Raw genomic sequence first — 22,135 nt, 5'->3', positions numbered from 1 at the left:
GCTCAGAGTGGCACGAAGAAATTAAAAACTCTTTGTACTCTGCGCCGAACTCCTCAGAATCTCTGTGGTTAAATAGGAGCGGTAATTTACACCGCTACCGACTGATTTCTAAACACCAACTTATTATCAAACATGTCTAAAATAATTTCATTGTCTTTGTTTACCGTTCCGGCAAGCAATTGTTTCGATAATTCATTTAAGACTTGTTTTTGCATCACCCTTTTTACAGGTCTTGCACCGAATTGAGGGTCATAACCCAATTGCGACAACCAATCTAAGGCTTCTTCGGTAGCAGTAATTTTAAAATCTTTTTCAGCTAATTGTTTGCGAAGTGCTTCGAATTGAATTTTCACGATCTCCGAAACATTGTTTCTAGAAAGTGGTTCAAACATAATCACTTCATCAATACGATTTAAAAACTCTGGTCTGATCGTTTTTTTCAATAAGTCATACACCTCCGTTTTGGTTTTCGCAAACACTTCATCACGATTGTCATCGGTCATTTTATCATAATTTTCCTGAATTAAATGTGAACCAATATTACTTGTCATAATAATGATTGTGTTTTTAAAATTCACGGTACGACCTTTGTTATCTGTTAAGCGACCGTCATCCAATACTTGTAAAAGAATATTGAATACATCGGGATGCGCTTTTTCGATTTCATCTAACAACACAACACTGTATGGTTTTCTTCTTACGGCTTCGGTTAATTGTCCCCCTTCTTCATAACCCACATAACCCGGAGGCGATCCTATTAAACGGCTTACGGCATGACGTTCCTGATACTCACTCATATCAATACGCGTCATCGCATTTTCATTATTAAATAAAAAGTCCGCTAATGCCTTTGCTAATTCCGTTTTACCAACACCCGTTGTTCCTAAAAAGATAAAAGAACCAATAGGACGCTTTGCATCTTGCAATCCGGCGCGACTTCTTCTAACTGCGTCTGAAATACTTTCAATGGCTTCGTGCTGACCAACCACACGTTTGTGAAGTTCTTCTTCTAAATGTAATAGTTTATCTTTTTCGCTTTGCAACATGCTTTTAACGGGAATCCCAGTCCATGCACTAATAACGGATGCAATGTCTTCACTATCTACTTCTTCTTTTAAAAGTTGCGATCCACTCTCTTTTGCCGTTTGAAGATTTTTTTCAAACTCCTCTAATTTTGCTTCAGCATCTTTAATCTTGCCATAACGAATTTCTGCTACTCGACCGTAATCACCTTGTTTTTCAAGATTATTCGCCTGTACTTTTAAGTCTTCAATTTCCGTTTTTATTTTCTGAACTTTTTCAATCATTTCTTTTTCTGATTGCCAACGTGCTCTTAAGGCAGTGCGTTTATCTTGTAGTTCAGCAATTTCTTTATCGAGTTCTTTTACTTTTCCGTCGGCGTTCTCGCGTTTAATTGCTTCACGTTCAATTTCAACGTGCATTATTTTACGTTCCACTTCATCCAATTCAATTGGCATGGAGTTAATTTGCATTCTTAATTTAGAAGCGGCTTCATCCATTAAATCAATTGCTTTATCTGGTAGAAATCGATCGTTGATGTAACGTTGCGATAATTCTACCGCAGCAATAATTGCTTCGTCTTTAATACGCACATGGTGATGCGTTTCATATTTTTCTTTAATTCCACGTAAAATGGATATCGCATCTTCGGTATCAGGTTCATCAACCATTACTTTTTGAAAACGACGTTCAAGTGCTTTATCTTTTTCAAAATACTTTTGATATTCATTTAAAGTGGTTGCACCAATGGCTCTGAGTTCTCCACGCGCAAGAGCCGGTTTTAAAATGTTTGCGGCATCCATGGCACCTTCGCCACCGCCACCAGCACCAACTAGTGTATGGATTTCATCAATAAATAAAATTATTTCTCCAGCCGCTCCAATCACTTCTTTCACAACGGACTTTAGACGTTCTTCAAATTCACCTTTGTATTTAGCGCCGGCAATTAAAGCACCCATGTCGAGTGAAAACACTTGTTTGGTTTTTAAATTTTCAGGAACATCACCCGCAATAATTCGATGTGCCAAACCTTCGGCAATGGCTGTTTTACCAACACCAGGCTCACCCACTAAAATGGGATTGTTTTTTGTACGACGTGATAAGATTTGTAAGACGCGGCGAATTTCTTCATCTCTACCAATAACCGGATCTAATTTGCCGTTTTGCGCTTGCTGATTTAAATTAATTGCAAACTTGTTTAATGAATTATAAGTTTCTTCTTGCGATTGACTGGTAACGCGCTCTCCTTTGCGAAGTTCGGTAATTGCAGCTTTCATTTCCTTTTCTTTTAAACCTGCATCTTTCATGAGGTTGGAAGTGCTGTCGCCTGCGTGCAACAAACCAAGAAGCAAATGTTCGATGGAAACAAATTCGTCGTTGTATTCTTTTAAATACGTTGAAGCTTTAGCTAAAGCCTTGTTTGAGGCGGTTGATAAATGAGGCTGACCACCGCTTACTTTTGGATAAGATTGAATAACGCTTTCTATCATTTTAGTAAAAGAAGCGGGATTGACATTTAATTTTTTAAGTATAAAAGGAGTAACGTTTTCATCTACTTCTAAAATCCCTCTTAAAATATGTGCAGGTTCTATGGCTTGCTGACCATTATTGGTAACAAGTTGAACGGCTTGTTGAATTGCCTCCTGCGATTTGATGGTATAATTGTTTAAGTTCATAAGTGTTAATTTACTTAAGTACAACACATTTTGTTCCAATGTGTATTAACGGTAATTACGGCGTATTTTAAATATTTTACCTGCCTATTTGGCGCTTAAAATCAGAATGTTATGCCTATTTTACAGGTAAACTTCGAACGTGTTTTATGAAATTCAATCACTATTTAAGCTATGTTTGGCTTGAATATTTAATATTGGCAACGTAAAAAGTCGGTTTCTAGATACTTCGGCTCTGCGCCAGGGATGGAGCGGCCTGTTTGAGCTCCTTCATGATTGTCCCGAAGGGCAAACATGAAGAGCGAGTAGCGACAGCCCGCCCGGGCGCCCTAAAAAAATAAAAATTTTCTAAAATTGTTTTAAGAGAGCGTTAATTGTTAATCTTATAGATGAGAATCTGGAATCTCTTACTCTTTAATTATTTTCTGATGATACGTCCCAGATTCATTTTTAATTTCCAGAATGTAAATCCCCGCATCTAAATTTTCAGTCTTCAAATTATCCAAAGATTTTTCTTGCGCCAGCAACTTTCCATTTAAAGAGTAAAGCAAAAACTCATTTTCATTTTTATTTTCCGTCGTCAAATACAAGCGTTCGTGAAAAGGATTTGGATAAACGCGGTAATCTTCTTTTGATAAAGTGTTTTTATCAATTCCAACGGCAACATAATAATTGTTGCTACCATAAATGTATGCTGTGGTAGTTGGTGGATTACCTAGAAGTCCATAGGTTGTGTAATTAATATTTAAGATTGGAAATTTTTTTCCTGGCATATAATAGTTGTAGATAGTTTGCTTGAAAGTTCCTAGTGGAGCAATACCCACGCTTAGCGTCAATATTTCTACACTTTTAAGACACAATACATTTGGTATACTGATGTTGTTGGGAAAGTTAATGGTACCTGATCCAGGAGCTGAAATGGTAATATTGCCGTTGCAAGCACCTGTGGTTGTATTGTATTTAAAACTGCCACTCACTGGGTCGGCTAAATTATAGCCGAAGTTTACCGGGTACGTTGCTATGATAGCTGAATTGGTAAAGGTGAGCGTTAATGATGGAGAGTAGGCACCTAACAATTCTGTTTGCGAGGGGCTTGTCGTAGATTTATAAAAGGTGTATAGTAAATCGCGATGTTGGGCAAAGGTGGTGCCTGGGTTTGCAGTGGCGCCAATAGCTGCGCTAGGTGCAACAAACGAATCAACAACTAAAGGAAAAGAACCAAGTAAATTTGAGTAATTCCAAATACAGGTGTTACCGGTTGTGTTTACAGGTAAACCACTCGTGTAGGCCGAGGTATCTAATCGGTATAACTTATCAATATCGCCAACAACAGGTTCATTAAAACTTTGTGTAAGTGTTTGTGAGTTAAGGGTAAAAAAAAGAATGGAGAAAAATAAACTGTAAAATTGTCTCATGCTTAGGTGTTTGAATTTTATTAAAGGTAAAAAAAAAAGGAGACATAATTTATGTCTCCTTTTGTATATTTCACTGATTTTAGTTACTTCTTATCACTGTCTTTTTTGGACTTTTTTTCCTTTTCAGCTTTCTCTTTCTTTTCTTCTTTCACTTCTTCATCTTTTTTGGACTCTTTCTTCACTTTTTCAGCTTTCTCTTTCTTTTCTTCTTTTACTTCTTCCTCTTTTTTAGACTCCTTCTTCTCTTTTTCTACCTTCTCTTTCACGTCTTCTTTCTTTTCTTTTTCTCCCTTCTCAGCATCTTTTTTTTCCTTTTCTGCTTTTTCAGTCATTTCTTTTTCAGCGTCTTTCTTTTCTTTTTCAGCCTTTTCTATTTTGTCTTTTTCAGCTTTCTCAGCATCTTTCTTTTCTTTTTCAGCTTTCTCTATTTTGTCTTTTTCAGCTTTTTCAGCATCTTTCTTTTCCTTTTCTATTCTATCCTTTTCAGCTTTTTCTGCTTTTTCTTTTTCTTTTTTCTCTGCATTTGCTTTTTTCTCTGCTTCCGCTTCTGCTTTTGCTTTTTCCTCTTCTGCTTTTTTGGCAGCAGCAACTTCTGCCAAATTAATGGTTGGTTTATAAATTATATCAACAGTAGTCCTTTGTGAGTCTTCTCCTTTTTTTGGTCCGATAGATTCAATAGTTAATGCTGCTCTTGCTTTTCTATTAAGAATTAAAAACAACTCATCACAACGTTCTTGTGAAAACTTTTTAAATTCTAACTTGTGATAGTAGGCTATAACATTAACGTCTTGATGTTTTCCATTCAGCTTTTTTAGCCAATTGTCAATTTTTACTTCAGTTGTATCGTGTGGCTTAATTTGGGTATGATGATAAACCAAATGCAAGGTGTCTTGCGCAAGTACATTTAATCCAATGAAAAGGATTACAATAAATAAAGTTAATTTTTTAATACCACTAGTTAGAGTTGTTTTGTTTTTCATTTAAATTCTGTTAGAGTTTGTTTAATCAGCCCTAAATATAGAAACTTTTAAACATTCACAGGTAAAATTTAACTGTTAAATTCAGCTTTACGAAACCGACTGTTTGTACTAACTATCATTCAGGCTCAGATGCAACGATAAAAGTGTGTCCACCTGGTTGCTTAACGAATACTCTTACAGTGCTTTGATCGTTCTTATTAGAGTATGATTAAATTTATTTTTCTACAAAGTTTTTAAGATTTTTCCCAATAATTTCAGTCCATCCAGCCATAAAACTCTCTTTTGCGAAGTCTTGATTGTTGGAGGCGAAGCTTTCAATTCCTTTGTGTGTAAGTTTCACGCGGGTTTTTTCACCTTCTTTGAAAAGCTCAAAGCTTACTAACGACTCACCGGGCAAGCCGTCGTAGCACCAGGTATAGGAGAGTTTTTTTTGAGGTATCACATCCACCACTTTGCAAAGATGAAGATAGTTTTCGCCTTTGCTACCTGTTCCAGTGAATTGAAATTCGAAGCCGATCTCCGCCCTAAATTCTTTGAGATCGAAATACCAGTGTTTCATCTCGTTTTTGTCTGTAATAGCCTTCCATACCTTAGAAACGCTTGCGTTGTAAACTCTTTCAATCGAGTAGGGTTGTGTTTGAGTCATGGTATTATTTTTTAGGAGTTGTTTTTTGTGTTGTATGCAGGAAGTCACCAAGTAAATCGAGTTTAGAATTCCAGAATTTATCAAAGAAGTTCATCCAATGTTGTAAATCTTTAAAGCCCTCCTTTTTTAAACTGCAAATACGTTCACGGCCAACGTCTTTAATCGATATAAAACCCGCTTTATTCAAAATTTTAATGTGTTTTGAAACGGCAGGGCGACTCATGTCGAAATTGTTTACCAGCGAATTAATGCTGTAATTCTCTTTTGAAAGCAGATGAAGAATTTCTCTTCTATTACTATCGGCTACTGCCTGAAAAGGATCGGTTTTTAAAAGTTTCATCATACATTTTTATAGGTAACTAAAATATTACACAAATATACGTAACTTTTTAGTTACATAAATGATTTTTACGGATTTATGATATTTTTAATATGTCTAGACAGATTTAGAACTCTCAGAATCTCAATTTTTCCATTTAAATACATTTACTAAATTTGTTTTAAAATTTAACAACATGAAAAAAGGAATAATTGTGATTGCCATTTTAGCATTGGCCATGAGCACTGTTAAGGGGCAAAAAAAGTATGAAAAAATTGTTTATGTTGAAACTGCAGGAGAGTGTAAGGAAGCAAGTATTACAGCTAAGAGTGTTTTTTCAACCGCTCAATTCGCAAAATTTAATCTTAAGATTAGAAATAATAGCGACGAAATTTTACTGTACAAAGCCGACGAGAGTAAATTAAAGGCTAACGGTAAAGACTATATTCCAAAAGAAAAACCTTTGGTAATACCGCCAACTGAGACGGATAACAGAGTTATTGATGTAAAAGGAACTGAATTTATGGTAACAGATTATACTTTTGAGGTGAACGGTATTTATAAAGTTTCTACTACATCAAATTCTGTTGCAGCTACTGATTTTCAATTACCTCCTTCGCAAAATGAATTTAAGGTAGGAGGTTTTACCTGCAACATGACTGATTTAAAAAAGGAAACGGATAAAACGGCAGTGAAGTTTGAGTGTCGTTATACAGGTGACAAGATTGGTGTCATTCATCCAGGAAGGGCTGCTATTAAGTTACCTGATGGTACAGAAATTGCAAATGCAAAATCAACTGCTAGTCCAGTATTGGTGGCTAAGGGTGAAAGTGAAAAAATTTCTCTTCGTTGGGATCGTATGCAAGGCGGTAAAACTACCGATATGCAATTAATTAATTTATTGATCGTTTGGCGTAACACTTTTGTAGAAGCCGAGCCTGTTAAATTAGATCCGATTGTTTTAGAGTTTAAAATTGACGAAGCAAAAAGTAAATAAATTTTATCATCCAAAATAAAACCCGATTCAATTTTTGAATCGGGTTTTATTTTCATTAAAGTGTAAAAAATTGTTAGTGAAATTAGTTAATTTAGTAACTGTCTTCATTTTTTTTCATCTTCAACTTCTGAGCCAAGAGCAACGCCTGTTAAATGGCGATAGTCTGCTAAGGGATTATGAAATTCTAAAAACATCTTTAATAGAAAATCATCCGCTTTTTGGTTTGAACGCTTCTATGTTTGAATTTGAAACACTCTCTTTAAAACTTGAAAAACAAATTTCTAAAGGGCAGACTTTATCAGATTTTCATAAATCGCTGAGTGAGCTGATTAATGTTATTGGTTGCGGACATACTTACATTTACCCAAGTATCTTTTCGTCTCTTCGTTTAAAATTTATTAAGGATTTACCTTTTGATATTTCTGTTATTAGAGATTCCATATACATTCAAAAGGTTTATGGCGATTTGAATCAAAACTATAAAGGGGCGCTTATAACTGCACTGAATCAATCATCGTGCGCAGACTTTATTAAATTTGTTTACCACTTAACGAGCTCTGAAGGAGACAATTTAACCTATCAGAAATACCGACTTCAAAACAAATTCAATTATTATTTGAACGAATTTTTGAATTATCCAGATTCTATTGTATTTGAAACTAATAGAGGAACGTTTAAGATTAATTTCCCTACAAATTACACAAAGCCGGTTTTAGATGAGTCTCCACCCACTTTTGAAAGCCTTGAGAGTAACACAAGTACGGTTTTACTTTCGATCCCCAATTTTGACGAAAGAAAGTCAACGATTAAAACCTGTTTTAAGTTTTGCGCGAAAAATAATGTTGAAAATTTAATTATAGATCTGAGAAACAATGGAGGAGGAAATGGTAACATAGGATCTGTGCTACTTTCTTATTTAATTGATACAACGCATGTTTATTATCTTGATAAGAAAATAAGTCCTTTTAAACACAAAGCGTATTTTAGAGGAGCTCATGGTCTCATTATCAGTAATCAATTTATAATGAGAGATAGTTTAATGAAAAGTTATTACTTTAAAGTAAAGCCTCAAAAAAAGAATACGTTTAAAGGAAACATTTATGTACTAATAAATGGGGGAACATTCTCAAGTGCAGCTTATGTGGCTTCTGTATTAAAGCACAAAACAAAATCGATTTTTATTGGTGAGGAAACAGGTGGCTCAGAATACGCTATTGGAGGAGGAATGATAAGTAAACTTTCGCTTCCTAATTCGAAATTAAGCGTTAAGTTTCCTTTGTTTAAATGGAATTTCAATACCTGCACTAAGTCCGGTCATGGCACATTGCCTGATGTTATTGTCAATTATAAAATTACCGATCTTCTAAATAATAATGATCTTGAATTAGAAAGGGCGTTGGAATTAATTAAGATAAAGTAAAACTGCATCATTAATGAAACAGATTTTAATCTTCATCCTTTGGTCCGTCCAAAGTTGGAATTTTAATTTTATCTGTTTTCTTAAGCCCTTCCACAACCTCAATATTAATGCCATCTGACAAACCGGTTTTAATAAAATGTTTTTCGAAACTCTTATTAGCAGTTTCTATTTCTACAAATGTTTTTTCTTTATCAAATTGTAAAACACTTTCTGGAATAGCCAAAACTTTTTCTTTTTTAGCCAGAATAATGTCAGCATTTGCGCTATAGCCAGCGCGAAGAAAAGCACTATTGTCTTTACTGATCGATGCACGAATTAAAAACTGAATGGCACCGTTCTCAGTAATTCCTTTGGGAGCTATGTATTCTAATTTGGCACTAAAGCTTTCTTTATCAATTGCTCCAACGGTTAAAACAATGTCCATACCTATTTTTACTTTTCCGACTTCGCTTTCATCTAATTTTCCTTCAAAAATCATTTCACCCATATTTGCTACAGAAGCAATAGTAGTTCCTTCATTAAACGTGTTGCTTTCTATAACCTGACTACCTTCTTTTACTGGAACATCAAGCGCCATGCCTGTGATTGTTGATTTCACAAGCGTATTAGAAACTGAACCGCTTGCATTTGAAACACCGTCTTTAATAATTTGCAATTGATTTTTTGCAGCTTCCAATTCAGTAAGGTTAGATTTTATGCGAAGATCAACCGTTTGAAAATCAGATTTCGAAATAACACTTTGGTCAAATAAAGTTTTGCTGCGATCGTATTCTAATTTCGCGTTATCATAATTTACTTGTGCTGCCGCCACTCTGTTTTCTGCATTTGCCAGATTAAGCATATTTGGAATGATTTTAATTTTCGCAATCACATCGCCTTGTTTTATTTGCTGCCCAGCCACCACATATAACTTTTCAATAATCCCACTGACCTGAGATTTCATATTTACTTCCCGACGCGGAGTAACAGAGCCGGTTGCCACTGTTTTTTTGATGACAGTTGTGTCAAAAGGATTCACTGTTTTAAATTCAACAGGAGCCTTCTGTGATTTCTGATAAAGAAAATAGAACGTCCAGATAAAACCGAAGACTAGTAAGGTGAGTAGAATGATATTTCTTATTTTTTTAAGCATAAATTCAGTTTATGATTTGAAAATTTGTTGGTTAAAGATAAAGAACATGTTCTTTATCGTCATTTGTATTAGTATTAATTATGATTTCATTTATTTTTAGTTTTAAAATCACTATTCACTTCTTAATGCTTCTACAGGTTTAATAGATACGGCCTTGTTGGCGGGTATTAAACCTGCAAAAGCACCACTGATGATTAATATGGTTAACGCTGTTAAAGCCACTGAAAGATCAACTGTTGGATTTAAGAAAGTATCTGAAGAATTTCCGATAGCGGAGTCTAATAACTCTAACAACCCAATACCGGATATTAAACCAAAATACCCAGAAATAGCAGTTAAGAAAATGGATTCTAATAAAACTTGTCCGATAATTTGCATAGGAACAGCTCCAAGTGCGCGCTTAACTCCAATTTCTTTTGTGCGTTCTTTCACAACAATCAGCATAATGTTACTAATGCCAATAACGCCTGCTAATAGGGTGCCAGCGCCTACAAACCAAATGAGTAATCGAATGCCAGTGAACAAACCATTTAGTTTATTGAACTCTACCGACATGTTCCAATGGCCTATAGCTTTTAAATCTTCGGGAGCAACTTTATGCCGTTCTTTTAAAATGGAAATAACTTTTTTTTCAGCGTCCTCTGCAGAAATGCCAGTCTTCACTTTTACAGCAAACCAACCTACCATGTCTCCATAGTTAAATGCGTTTGAAAAAGTGGTGAAAGGTATAAAAATACGTTGTGCTTGCTCACGCGCTTCGTTCCCACTTCCTGTAGAGAGGGTTAATCCGACTATTTTAAAATAGACGCCGTTAATTCGAATGTATTCACCAATAATGTTTTCGTCTTTTTTAAAAAGTACTTCTGCAACCCGTTGACCGATCACGCAAATTTTCCTTTTTTCTTCAATATCTATATCGTTTACAAAACGACCTTTTTCTAATTTAATTTCGTTTATGTGCGAGTAGTTAGGGTAATTTGCTAGTATTTCACAAGCAACTGTTTTTAATCCCCGAATAACATTGTTTGCTTCATCATGTCCGCCGAGTTGAATCATGGGATGAACAATGTCGAGCTCCGGAAGTTTTTTTAGTGCTTCTACATCAGATGTATTAAAATTATAACGTCTGCCTGGTTTATAACCTTTATAAGCTTTGCTGGTTTGTTGCGCCCAACAAAAAAAACTATTGGTGGCGGTTCCTCCAAATCCTTTGAGAATGCCGTTCCTTAGGCCGTTACCCGACCCAAGCATAATCACCAGCATAAAAATGCCCCAAAAAACACCAAGCATAGTAAGAGCCGTTCGTAATTTATTTTTACGAATGGTTGCAAAAATTTCTTGCCAGCTATCTTTTTCGAAAATCATTTAATCTTCTCTTAATGCATGAATAGGTTCTACTCGCGCAGCCTTAATGGCAGGAAACAACCCTGCCAATGCTCCTGCAATAATGATCAGTATAACAGCCGAAATTGCAATACTAATGTCTACTTCGGGATTTTTAAAAAAATCACCTTCTACTTTCAAATAGCGCATTAACTCTACTAATCCAATTCCCAACATCAAACCAACGTAACCTGCAACAAAGGTTATAAAAATAGACTCTTGAATAATAAGTGAAACAATAGAGTAGGGTGTTGCACCAAGCGCTTTTCGCACACCAATTTCTCTGGTGCGTTCTTTCACAATGATCATCATGATGTTACTAACGCCCACAACACCGGCAATTAGAGTAAGTACACCAATAATAAATACAAAAATTTTTATGCCATCCAGCATTCCCATAATACGCTTGTACTCTATGTTGTTATTGTAGATGCCAACAGCGTTAAGGTCTTTAGGATCGAAATGATATTTTTTTGAAAGATGTTGGCGTATTTCTTCTGACATTTGCTGACTCCTTTCAATGCTGGCATTCCCGGTACTTGCCCAAATGGTATTTACATAATCCTTACCACCGTTGATGCGCTGGGCTGTTAATAGTGGGACATAAATTCGATCGTTATCGCCCCTTCCAGGATCGTTGAATACACCAACCACTTTGTATTGTGTACCTGCCGCATCAATAAACTTATTTAAAGGATCTTCGTCTTTAAACAAAGCTTCTTTAACAGGTAAGCCAATCGCACATACTTTTCTAAATTCTTTAAAATCAATTTCATTTATAAAACGCCCAGCTATTAATTTAGCTCTTTCTAGTTTGTTATGATCAGGAGCCACTGGTCGGAATGTAAAAGCAACATGTTCTTTTTTATAGGATAACACTTTACTTTCCCAGCCTTTGTAAACAGCTGAGGTGTTGTCAACATCATTTACGTCATTCTTTATGTAATAAAAATCGTTGTTTGTAAGTTGAATTTGTTTTCCTGGTTTGTAACCTTCAAAGGGTATTGAGGTTTGACCACCATTTATCCATATGCTATTCGCGGCATCGTTTCCAAATTGCGATTGTGCGCCGTTTCTTAATCCCTGACCAGCAGCCAATAATACGATTAGAATAAAAATCCCCCAAGCCACACTAAATGCAGTTAGTATGGTACGAAGCATGTTCTTTTTAATTGTACCAAATATTTCTTGCCATTTGTCTATGTCGAACATCTTTTATTATTTACGATTTACAATTTTGAAATTTACGATTGAAAAACGCCAATTGTAAATTGTCAATCCAAAAAATTGTCAATTATCAAGTATCAGTCCATCCTTCAGCCTAATCGTTCTATGCGTCATTGCAGCTATGTCATTTTCATGTGTCACAATTACAATGGTTTTGCCTTGTTTGTTAATGTCTTTAAAAATATCCATCACTTCAATCGATGTTTGTGAATCGAGCGCTCCTGTTGGTTCATCTGCAAAAATAACTTTAGGATCAGCAATTAGGGCACGTGCGATGGCAACTCTTTGCTTTTGGCCACCACTTAACTCACTAGGTAAATGATTTGCCCATTCTCGCAAACCCATTTTATCAAGGTATTCTAAAGCTCTTCTGTTTCTTTCTTTGCGGGATACCTTTTGATAATACAAAGGCAGCGCAACATTCTCCATGGCGTTTTTAAAGGATAATAAATTGAAAGATTGAAACACAAATCCCAAAAACTGGTTGCGTAACTGTGCGGATTTTTTTTGAGAAAGGTCTTTTATTAAGGTATTATTAAGTTTGTAATTACCTGAATCGTAATTATCAAGGATGCCTAATATATTTAGAAGCGTTGATTTTCCTGAACCCGAAGAACCCATAATGGATACGAATTCGCCTTCTTTTATGTGTAGGTCAATGCCTTTCAATACAGGAAAGGAAGCATCTGCAAGCTGATAGGATTTCCTGATCTGGGATAGTTGGATCACACTTTAAATTTAAAAATAATTCGATAAAGGTACTTTACCTTTCATCGTTTAAATTATGCCTTAGGTGTAAAATCACGTTTTTGGTGCTATCTTTAACACAGAGTTAACAGAGTAAAGGAGTTGCACAGAGAGGGAAAGTTTGTTGAGTCGCTTCACACTTTTATCCCAATTAAACAAACGTTCCTTCGGCAAGCTCAGGATAAACTCCTCCGTTTGTTTCACACTTTTATTCCAATTAAACAAACATCGTCCACCTGCTCCAAATCGCCTTTCCACTTATCGAAAATATTAGTCAAACTATTCTTTTGTTCAAGCATGCTTAAATGTGAGATGGAGAGCAAAAGTTCTTTTAATTTTTTACTCATAAATTTTTTCCCATTGTCTCCACCAAACTGATCGGGGAAACCGTCGGTTAAGGTGTAAATAAGATCGCCTTTTAAAATATCCACTGTTTTTAAACTAAACGATTCTTGATCCTTGTCGTGTTTGCCAACCGGCATTTTGTCTGGTTTTATTTCAATTACTTCTCGATACGCTTCGCTACTCGAAGAGACATTGCGTATTATCCAAACAGGATTATTTGCCGCTGCAATTTGTATCTGGTTATTATTAAAATCAAAAGCAACCAAACTACAATCCATGCCATCTTTTCCGCCTTCTGCACTGCCATCATTGGCAAGTGTTTCAATGACTTTTCTACGGGTATGGTTTAAAATATTATTGGGCGTGGTTAATTTTTCAGCTTCTACCGATTCTTTTAAACAGGAAATATTAAGCATGCTCATAATGGCACCTGGTACGCCATGTCCTGTGCTATCTGCCGTTACAAGCGCAAAAAGATTATTAGATAAAAGGGATGCCCAATAAAAGTCGCCACTTACTACATCTTTGGGCTGAAAGAAAACAAAATAATCGGGCAAATTTTCTTTTAAAATTTTATCGCTTGCTAATAAAGCTCTTTGAATCCTTTGCGCATAGTTAATGCTATCTAAGATTTCTGTTTGTTTGTGTTCGAGTTCTTCTTTTTGTGCAGAAATAGTACTGGTTCTCTCTTCAATAGTTTGTTCTAGTTTTTTATTAAGCGCTATAAGACGCTTACTATTCAATTTTACTACGTAATAAATAAAACTAATAAATAAAATAATGTAAACAACATACGCAAATAAGGAACGGTACCACGGGGGTAGTATTCTAAAGGGAATATCTAGTGTGTATTCTATATCCTCTAATTCGGTTCTTGCTTTAATTTTTAAAACATAATCTTTTTCACGAAGATTACTGAATGTAAGTTTACTTTCTTTCGTCCATTTACTAAAACTTTCGTCTTTGCCTTCAAGCTTATAACAGAATTCTGCGCTACTGGTTTCATAACTTGTAAATCCTATTAGAGCGCTAATGTCATTTTGTTCATAGGTAATTTGAATCTTATCTGATAAGGTGGATGAATTTTCAATAATTGTATCAGTTTTACTTTGTAGCCTCCTTAAAAACAAATTGAATTTTTTCAGCTCGCTTCCATGCCCATCTGTGAGAATATACAAACCTTCGTTGCTGCAGATAAAAACAGCTTTTGTTAGACTGTCGTATGTAATTAAATTTGGAGTTAAATCACCAAGATGATTAATTTTTATGGTTCTTATTTTCTTAGAGTCAGCAGTTCGCTCCATAAGCGTTATTTTTTCAACCGCTTTATTTTTTGTACGATCTCTATATTTTTGATAACAAATTAAATTATTTCCAAATTGAGAGGCTCTAAAGATTTGAGAATTTTTAGTAAGAGGCCAGTATACTGGGTCGCGAATAAATTTGTAGTCTCCATTATGTGTTGCTCTTAGAGAATAAATTCCACCGTATGCGCCTAACAATAATCTTCCTTTATAAGAAAAAACAAAATATTCAACATTCCCACTCACCAATTCAGACTTGTCTTTAATAGAATCGAGTTCAAACGATTTCCTGCTATTTAAGAAAAAAACATCTTGACTGCTGCTTGTAAAATAGATATTGTTGCGTGAATCGTACGCGAGACTGCTAATTTCTCTATTTAGTTGATAAGTGGTTACCAGCGTAACCTGATTATTTTTTATCCAATATATTTCTAATCCTTGGTCAGTTCCAGCATAAAGCATGTCTGGCTGATAAGGATCACTCAGAAGGCAAAGTGTTTTGTTTTCGCTTAATTTGGATATGGTTTTATTATCGTAAATAAATAACCCTTTATCACTGGCAATAAATAATTTGTTTTTGTGAGGATAAAGAAACCAGGTTTGTTTATTGAAATCGCGAAAACTCACAAACTTTTCTTGTTCCCGATTGTATACTTGAACTCCTTTGTCAGTTGCAATAAACAATTCATCTTTGTAATAGGCCGCTGACTGAACAACACCCGTTATACCGTTGCTGCGGGAGTATTTAAACAAATTTGAATTTATTTCTACAAACGAAACGCCGTAATATAAACTCAACCATAAATTACCGTTCACGTCCTCAAAAGCCGATTTAATATTATCGTCGTAAATCCCGTTACTAGAATTATAACGGTAAATGATTTGCAAATCTTTATTAATTTCAAAAGCGCCTTTTAGATTTGTGGTAACAATGTAGTTTCCATTACTTAACAAACACCCATTATTAGCGTTAGCCATTAAAAGTTCTTTATCACAAGGACTTTCCTTTTTTTCGAATCGTGTTGTAGTTGGAGATAAAGAATCGTAAAGAGCTATATATGTGCCAATGTTTCTGAATCCAACTGCGTAATTGGAAGCTGAAAGCGGATAACAATAAAAGAATTTTTCGCTGGACAAATTCTCTGTGTTTTCTATGGGCACCAATTTTCCATTTATTAAAACTGAAAAGTGTTTGTTTATTTCAGAGACGAACAAATGCTTTCCCATTACAAGCAATCGGGCATGGAAACTTTCCTTTGGCTCAAATAATTTTATGTTACCGGCGGTGTATTCAATCAGTTTGTCAGAAGAAAGAAAATAGGTGCTTTTTCCAATCGTTACAATTTGTCGAATAATTTCATGCGGGCGTTTATTTTCTGGTATTGAGTCTAAAAGCGAATGGTATTTAAACGTACCAGTTTTGTTTTTAGAAACAAAGCCAATGTCTCCATCAATTGTGCCTACTGCTATTTCACCTTTTGATGTTTTGGCGATGGATGTGATCGCCGCTTGATTCTTTGTATAACATCTGTCCCAGGTTATACCGTCAAATATAAGGATACCGTTAACGTTGGCTACAAAAATAAGTCCATCATTATTCTGTGTGACACCGAAATTAGTTGCAGCAGCTTCGTAAGTTTTTGGGAGGTAGTTTTGCACAAAAGGTTCACCCCTTTGGGAGTAAACCTTTGTAATGAGAAATAAAAACAGGAAGATTGTACAAGAAGCCGTACACGAAAAGCTATTTTTATTGATGCTGGACAATGATTTTTTGTGTGTTTATAAGTTTGTTATTCTCATACAATGTTATAAAATAAATTCCATTTTTAATATGGTCGGTACTTAAATAAAATTTATTACCATTTATTTGGTCCTTACCAATCAATCGTCCCGTAACATCTATCAATTCAAGATTCAACTTCACTTCCGTTTTACCAAAGTCAAGCGTTAATTCACTTTGAACTGGGTTTGGATAAATGCTTAGTAGAGCGACTTTAGCGCTGTTTTCATTTAAACCAATGGTTACAACAGGAAATTGTTTTTCATTGCTCACATTGCTTTTTGTCGTGCTGATTGTTTGAGCGGTAGTGCCTGAAAGCCTGGCATTCGGATCGCAAGCAAAGCCACTCATGCCAGTAAACCATTTTACATTGCCGGCTGTTGCCAGAGCGCTGTATTGTGGATCAGTGAAGGCTGTACCAGAAGTTCCACCAACACTGGTTGTAACCCCTGATAATACATTGCGTCTGTATAATACATAATTTACACTCTGTTGATCAACTCCTCCAATATTATAATAATTCCAGGTAAAGTTACCAGTTAGATTATCTTGAATAAAAATGGTTTTGTGGTAATCACTCATCGGACTTAAATTCCCACAAGTGTCTCTGAACTGAATTTTGTATTTATAAGAAGAGTAATTTGGATTACCGTTGTTTGGTCCTATACTGCGGTTAGTGTCTGCATAACTTCCAAGGGCATTTTTTAATAGGCGTGCAATCACAGAGTAAAACGCAGCACTTGATTCTCTATAAACAATAAATGTATCTGCTTCAGGATAAGATGATTTATCCCAATAAATTTCATTATTAATACTGGCGCTGTCCACAGTCACTAAACAAATTGTAGGAGTTACAACTGGTGTTGTTTGGACTTGATAAATAGCAGTGTTGGTACAATTAAAAGAATTGCTTCCACTAACAGTGTAAGTAGAAGTTACAGTGGGTGTAACACTGATTGTAGTAGTATTAGCTCCTGTATTCCAGGTATAAGAATTTGCGCCACCAGCAGTTAATATACTAGTAACACCCGAACAAATAAAATTAATACCGCTAATTGTAAGAGTAGGGGAAGGGTTAATCGAAATTAATTGAGAAGCAGTATTACTGCACGAAGGCCCTGACGAACCAATAACAGAATACGTACTTGCAGTCGTTGGATTCAATACAATACTTGAACTTGTAGTTGAATTGCTCCATAAGAATGTATTTCCTCCGTTTGCTGTTAAAGTCACAGAGGCTCCTGCACAAACTGCTGTGCTACTTGGAACAATGTTTACAACAAGATTGTTTGCTACAACGAGTGTTGAAGTGGCAGTACTCGTACAATTATTAATACCCGTACCTATTACTATGTATACGGTATTTGTTGGCGGGGAAACGTTAATACTTGAACTACTTGCACCATTGCTCCAAGAGTAAGAATTTGCACCACTTGCACTAATAGTAAAACTATTTCCAGTACAAACCGTACCGCTATTAACCGTTAGTGTTGGATTTTGATTCACGTTAACCGTAAGCGAAGCAAGTCCTTCACAACCCGCTGTTTCACCTGTTACGGTATAAACGCTTGTAGTGGTTGGATTAGCTGCAAACCCTGCCGTTAAAGGACCATTCGTCCAGGTATAATTTGTTGCTCCACTGGCTAAAAGATTACTTGCGTCTCCAGAACAAATTGTGGATGACACAGGAGTAACTGTTAAAACTGGTGTAGCATTTACTGAAATAGTTTGTAATGCAGTATTGGTACAACCCGATGCGGTGGTAGTTCCTGAAATGTTATAAACCGTTGTAACGATTGGACTCACCACATTTGTTGATGAAGTAATCGCGTTTGACCAAGAGAAGGTATTTGCGCCACTCGCTGTGAGTGTTGCGCTAGTGCCCGAACAAATAACGGTGCTAGTTGCTCCAATGTTTATGGTCGGAGTAGCATTAACCACCATGCTTTGTGAAGCAGAATTGGTACAACCGTTTGCGGCTGATCCTATTACGGTTCGCGTATAGTTGCTGGCTGAAGATACTGTAACACTTGTATTGGTTCCTAAAGCATTACTCCAGGTATATGTTGCAGCACCTCCCGCAGTGAGTGTAGCTGAATTAGCTGAACAAACCGCTGTGCTGCTCGGTACTATGGTAATTATTGGCAAGCTATTTACTATAATACTCTGTGTGGCGGTATTTGTACAACTACCTGCTGTGTTAGTTCCGGTAACAGTGTATATTGTTGTTGCGGTTGGATTCACAGCACTCACAGCTGTAGAAGGTCCATTCACCCAAACAAACGTATTAGCACCACTTGCAGTAAGTGTGCTTGTATTCCCTAAACAAATCACACTGCTTGTATACGCAATGTTAAGCGTAGGTGTAGGATTTACTAAAACACTTTGTGTTGCTGTATTTGTACAGCTACCAATGGTGTTTGTTCCTGTTACAGTATAAATGGTTGTAGCGTTTGGATTCACCGCGCTTGAAGCTGTAGAAGGTCCACTTGTCCATACATAAGAATTGGCACCACTTGCAGTAAGTGTAGTTGTTTTACTTGAACAAATTACGCTACTGGTAAAAGCAATGTTAAGTGTTGGAGATGCATTTACTACAACACTTTGAGTGGCTGTGCTTGTGCAACTGCCCGCTGTGTTGGTTCCAGTTACGGTATAAGTTGTATTTGCATTTGGATTCACAGAATTTGCGGCCGCAGAAGGTCCGCTTGCCCAAGCGTAAGTATTGGCGCCACTGGCCGTAAGTGTTGTTGTTTTGCCTGAGCAAATCACACTGCTCGTATAAGCAATGTTAAGGGTTGGTGTAGCATTCACTACAATGTTTTGTGTAGCTGTATTTGTACAACTACCAACTGTGTTGGTTCCAGTAACAGTATAAATTGTTGTGGAAGTAGGATTCACCGCATTTGCAGGTGCAGAAGGTCCGCTCGTCCATATATATGAATTAGCACCGCTGGCTGTGAGTGTGGTGGTATTGCCTGAACAAATTGTGCTGCTTGTGAAAGCAATATTGACCGTTGGCGATGCATTCACTAAAACGCTTTGCGTGGCGGTACTTGTGCAACTGCCAGCTGTGTTGGTTCCAGTGACCGTGTAATTAAACGATGAAGTTGGACTCACAGGATTTGCCGCAGTGGAAGGTCCACTTGTCCATATATAGGTGTTGGCGCCGCTAGCTGTGAGTGTTGTAGTTTTACCAGAACAAATCACACTGCTGGTAAAAGCAATGTTTACTGTCGGGTTAGCATTCACTACAATGCTTTGTACAGCAGTATCTGTGCATCCTGACGCTGTTGTAGTTCCGGTTACGGTATAAATAGTTGTAGCAGATGGACTCACTGCACTAATAGACGTAGTAGATCCGCTTGTCCAGACATAAGTATTAGCACCACTCGCGGTGAGGGTTGTAGTTTTCCCTGAACAAATCACACTGCTTGTAAATGCAATGCTTACGTTGGGTGTAGCATTAACCGTTATGACCTGAGTAGCAACATCAGTGCAACCTCCCGTTGTATTGGTTCCCGTTACTGTATAAACGGTTGTTGCAGTTGGAGTGACTATACTTGCAGCCGTTGAAGGTCCGCCCGTCCACACATACGAGTTCGCGCCGCTTGCAGTGAGAGTAACTGATTGGCCTGAACAGATTGAGGCGCTGCTGGGTGTTATGGTTAACACAGGAGATGTATTTACAGATATTGTTTGTACAGCCTGCTCGGTACAGCCATTTACAGCTGTGCCAGTAACAGAGCGCGTAAAATTCGCATTTGGTCCGGTTGATACTACGGCGCTGTTTCCTAATGCATTACTCCAGGTATATGTTGAAGCTCCGCTAGCTGTAAGTGTAACATTATCGGCAGAACAAATCGCAGTGCTACTGGGAACGATGGTAACTGTGGGCGAAGGTATTACTGAAATAGTTTGTGAGGCCGAATTCGTACAACCATTTGCTGCAATTCCTGCAACTGTTCTCGTGTAATTACTAGAGGAAGATACAGTCACGACCGTATTGTTTCCTAAAGCGTTACTCCAGGTGTAGGATAATGCTCCACCGGCTGTAAGCGTTACTGAATTAGCAGAACAAACCATCGTGGTGCTCGTGATAATATTGACAGCAGGTAAAGCGTTTATTGAAACAGTGGAAACCGCGGTATTACTGCTCACGCAACCCGTTGTACTTGTACCCGTTACCGAATAAGCGGTTTGTGAAACTGGGTTTACGGTGAAGTTATTTCCCGATACTGTATAAGTGCTTGCACCGCTTGGTGCTATTGTGAATATTTTCCCCGAACAAACTAAGCCGCTATTTACCGTAATTGTTGGTTGAACGCAAGACATTTTATGAATATAACCTTTTGTATTTCCTCCATAACTTAGTGTGTATGTACCTACGCCGGGATCAAAGTCAATGTCATAACTCGCATAATCTCCTGAGGTATATACATTGCCAACGGGGTCTAAAGCAATTGAATTACCATAATCAACCCCTGTACCGCCCATCGCTTGAGCCCAAACAAAATTACCCGCCGCACTTAATTTGCTTACGAAAATATCACTATTTGAGTTTCCTCCGACTGAAGCGAGAGTGAAAGTTCCTGCACCGGGATCGAAGTCACTAACGCCGGAAAAGAATCCAGTGGTGTAAACATTGCCGGAAGCGTCTGTTGAAATGGAGTATCCTATATCACCTAAGGTGCCCCCCAAAGATTTAGCCCAAACAAAATTTCCAGTGACATCTAATTTGCTTACAAAAATACAACTACCCCCGCCAAGAGTGAATGTTCCCGGGCCTGGGTCAAAATCGGCACCATAGCCATAATATCCAGTGGTGTAAACGTTCCCAGAGGCATCCAAAGTTATTTCATAAGCCCTATCGCCACCAGCACCCCCCATGGATTTAGCCCAAACAAAATTACCTGCAGCGTTTAATTTACTGACAAAAATATCACCTCCAGACGAAGGGCTAAGTACATACGTTCCTACGCCTGGGTCAAAGTCGGCAGTACCTCCGTAATACCCTGTAGTATATATATTCCCCGAGCCATCTATACTGATGGAATTTGCAACATCACCAAATCCACTCCCCATAGATTTAACCCAAACAAAATTCCCAGAAGCATCTAATTTACTTATGAAAACATCATCAGTTCCACCAATAGAGTTGAGCGTGAATGTGCCAGCACCTGGGTCAAAGTCAACAACATCTCTAAAATACCCCGTGGTATAAACGTTTCCTGAATTATCAACCGCTACGCTATTCCCTTCATCATTTGATGATCCTCCAATACTTTTCCCCCAAACAAAATTTCCAGACACATCTAATTTCCTTATAAAAAAATCATATAATCCGACTGAATTTACTGTGAATGTGCCAATTCCAGGATCAAGGTCAACAGTGCCAGTATAAATACCCGTTGTGTATACATTGCCAGAAACATCAACAGCAATACTTGTATTAAACCCACCCATAGCCTTCGCCCAAACAAAATTCCCAGACGCATCTAATTTGCTTACAAAACCATCACCAGTTGCAGAATATAGCGTGAATGTTCCTGGACCTGGATCAAAATCAACCGCACCGGCAAAAGATCCTGTTGTATAAATATTACCTGAGGCATCAATGAGTGTTTTTTTGCAAGAAGATGTTGCAACCGAACCCCCAAACTCTTTAACCCAGGCAAAGTTCTGGGCGTTTAATTGCGTCAGTGATAAAATAAAAAGGATAATGTTTGAATAAATTGTTTTCATTT

Annotated in this window: 13 protein-coding genes; 2 read left to right on the top strand and 11 right to left on the bottom strand. The window is 37.0% G+C overall.

Annotated elements, in window-relative coordinates:
• Positions 1–86: 86 nt before the first annotated feature.
• From clpB to P2086_RS16920, 5 genes are all read right to left on the bottom strand, one after another.
• Positions 87–2,696 (bottom strand): ATP-dependent chaperone ClpB, encoded by a 2,610-nt coding sequence (clpB, locus tag P2086_RS16940; protein WP_317897945.1) that lies wholly within the window; start codon positions 2,694–2,696, stop codon positions 87–89.
• Positions 2,697–3,100: 404 nt separating this feature from the next.
• Positions 3,101–4,108 (bottom strand): T9SS type A sorting domain-containing protein, encoded by a 1,008-nt coding sequence (locus P2086_RS16935; protein WP_317897944.1) that lies wholly within the window; start codon positions 4,106–4,108, stop codon positions 3,101–3,103.
• Between the two features lie 83 nt (positions 4,109–4,191).
• A complete protein-coding gene (locus P2086_RS16930; RefSeq protein WP_317897943.1) occupies positions 4,192–5,088 on the bottom strand; it encodes a hypothetical protein in 897 nt (298 codons plus the stop codon).
• Positions 5,089–5,302: 214 nt separating this feature from the next.
• Positions 5,303–5,734 (bottom strand): SRPBCC family protein, encoded by a 432-nt coding sequence (locus P2086_RS16925; RefSeq protein ID WP_317897942.1) that lies wholly within the window; start codon positions 5,732–5,734, stop codon positions 5,303–5,305.
• A 4-nt stretch (positions 5,735–5,738) separates the two neighbouring features.
• Positions 5,739–6,077 (bottom strand): ArsR/SmtB family transcription factor, encoded by a 339-nt coding sequence (locus P2086_RS16920; RefSeq protein WP_317897941.1) that lies wholly within the window; start codon positions 6,075–6,077, stop codon positions 5,739–5,741.
• 172 nt (positions 6,078–6,249) lie between these two features.
• On the opposite strand from P2086_RS16920, the gene P2086_RS16915 reads away from it, so the two are divergent.
• Both P2086_RS16915 and P2086_RS16910 read left to right on the top strand, forming a co-directional pair.
• The gene (locus P2086_RS16915) at positions 6,250–7,050 is read left to right on the top strand and encodes a hypothetical protein (RefSeq protein ID WP_317897940.1); all 801 of its coding nucleotides are present in this window, start codon (positions 6,250–6,252) and stop codon (positions 7,048–7,050) included.
• A gap of 76 nt (positions 7,051–7,126) precedes the next feature.
• Positions 7,127–8,470, top strand: a complete 1,344-nt coding sequence (locus P2086_RS16910) for a S41 family peptidase (RefSeq protein ID WP_317897939.1) — start codon at positions 7,127–7,129, stop codon at positions 8,468–8,470.
• A gap of 25 nt (positions 8,471–8,495) precedes the next feature.
• Here P2086_RS16910 and P2086_RS16905 read toward each other — a convergent pair whose 3' ends face one another.
• From P2086_RS16905 to P2086_RS16880, 6 genes are all read right to left on the bottom strand, one after another.
• The gene (locus P2086_RS16905; RefSeq protein WP_317897938.1) at positions 8,496–9,602 is read right to left on the bottom strand and encodes an efflux RND transporter periplasmic adaptor subunit; all 1,107 of its coding nucleotides are present in this window, start codon (positions 9,600–9,602) and stop codon (positions 8,496–8,498) included.
• A 111-nt stretch (positions 9,603–9,713) separates the two neighbouring features.
• A complete protein-coding gene (locus tag P2086_RS16900; protein WP_317897937.1) occupies positions 9,714–10,967 on the bottom strand; it encodes an ABC transporter permease in 1,254 nt (417 codons plus the stop codon).
• Complete coding sequence (locus P2086_RS16895; protein WP_317897936.1) at positions 10,968–12,197, bottom strand: ABC transporter permease; 1,230 nt, start codon at positions 12,195–12,197, stop codon at positions 10,968–10,970.
• Between the two features lie 78 nt (positions 12,198–12,275).
• Complete coding sequence (locus tag P2086_RS16890; protein ID WP_317897935.1) at positions 12,276–12,941, bottom strand: ABC transporter ATP-binding protein; 666 nt, start codon at positions 12,939–12,941, stop codon at positions 12,276–12,278.
• Positions 12,942–13,159: 218 nt separating this feature from the next.
• Positions 13,160–16,267, bottom strand: a complete 3,108-nt coding sequence (locus P2086_RS16885; RefSeq protein ID WP_317897934.1) for a SpoIIE family protein phosphatase — start codon at positions 16,265–16,267, stop codon at positions 13,160–13,162.
• A gap of 88 nt (positions 16,268–16,355) precedes the next feature.
• Entirely contained in the window at positions 16,356–22,133 is a 5,778-nt protein-coding gene (locus tag P2086_RS16880; RefSeq protein ID WP_317897933.1) for a T9SS type A sorting domain-containing protein, read from the bottom strand.
• Positions 22,134–22,135: the final 2 nt, after the last annotated feature.

Source organism: Aurantibacillus circumpalustris (assembly GCF_029625215.1).
Classification (GTDB): domain Bacteria; phylum Bacteroidota; class Bacteroidia; order B-17B0; family Aurantibacillaceae; genus Aurantibacillus; species Aurantibacillus circumpalustris.
This window is presented reverse-complemented; position numbering and strand designations above follow the sequence as displayed.

Excerpts from the sequence above, each read along its gene's own strand:
- clpB (WP_317897945.1), bottom strand. The coding sequence starts at position 2,696 with ATGAACTTAAACAATTATACCATCAAATCGCAGGAGGCAATTCAACAA.
- P2086_RS16935 (WP_317897944.1), bottom strand. The coding sequence starts at position 4,108 with ATGAGACAATTTTACAGTTTATTTTTCTCCATTCTTTTTTTTACCCTT.
- P2086_RS16930 (WP_317897943.1), bottom strand. The coding sequence starts at position 5,088 with ATGAAAAACAAAACAACTCTAACTAGTGGTATTAAAAAATTAACTTTA.
- P2086_RS16925 (WP_317897942.1), bottom strand. The coding sequence starts at position 5,734 with ATGACTCAAACACAACCCTACTCGATTGAAAGAGTTTACAACGCAAGC.
- P2086_RS16920 (WP_317897941.1), bottom strand. The coding sequence starts at position 6,077 with ATGATGAAACTTTTAAAAACCGATCCTTTTCAGGCAGTAGCCGATAGT.
- P2086_RS16915 (WP_317897940.1), top strand. The coding sequence starts at position 6,250 with ATGAAAAAAGGAATAATTGTGATTGCCATTTTAGCATTGGCCATGAGC.
- P2086_RS16905 (WP_317897938.1), bottom strand. The coding sequence starts at position 9,602 with ATGCTTAAAAAAATAAGAAATATCATTCTACTCACCTTACTAGTCTTC.
- P2086_RS16900 (WP_317897937.1), bottom strand. The coding sequence starts at position 10,967 with ATGATTTTCGAAAAAGATAGCTGGCAAGAAATTTTTGCAACCATTCGT.
- P2086_RS16895 (WP_317897936.1), bottom strand. The coding sequence starts at position 12,197 with ATGTTCGACATAGACAAATGGCAAGAAATATTTGGTACAATTAAAAAG.
- P2086_RS16880 (WP_317897933.1), bottom strand. The coding sequence starts at position 22,133 with ATGAAAACAATTTATTCAAACATTATCCTTTTTATTTTATCACTGACG.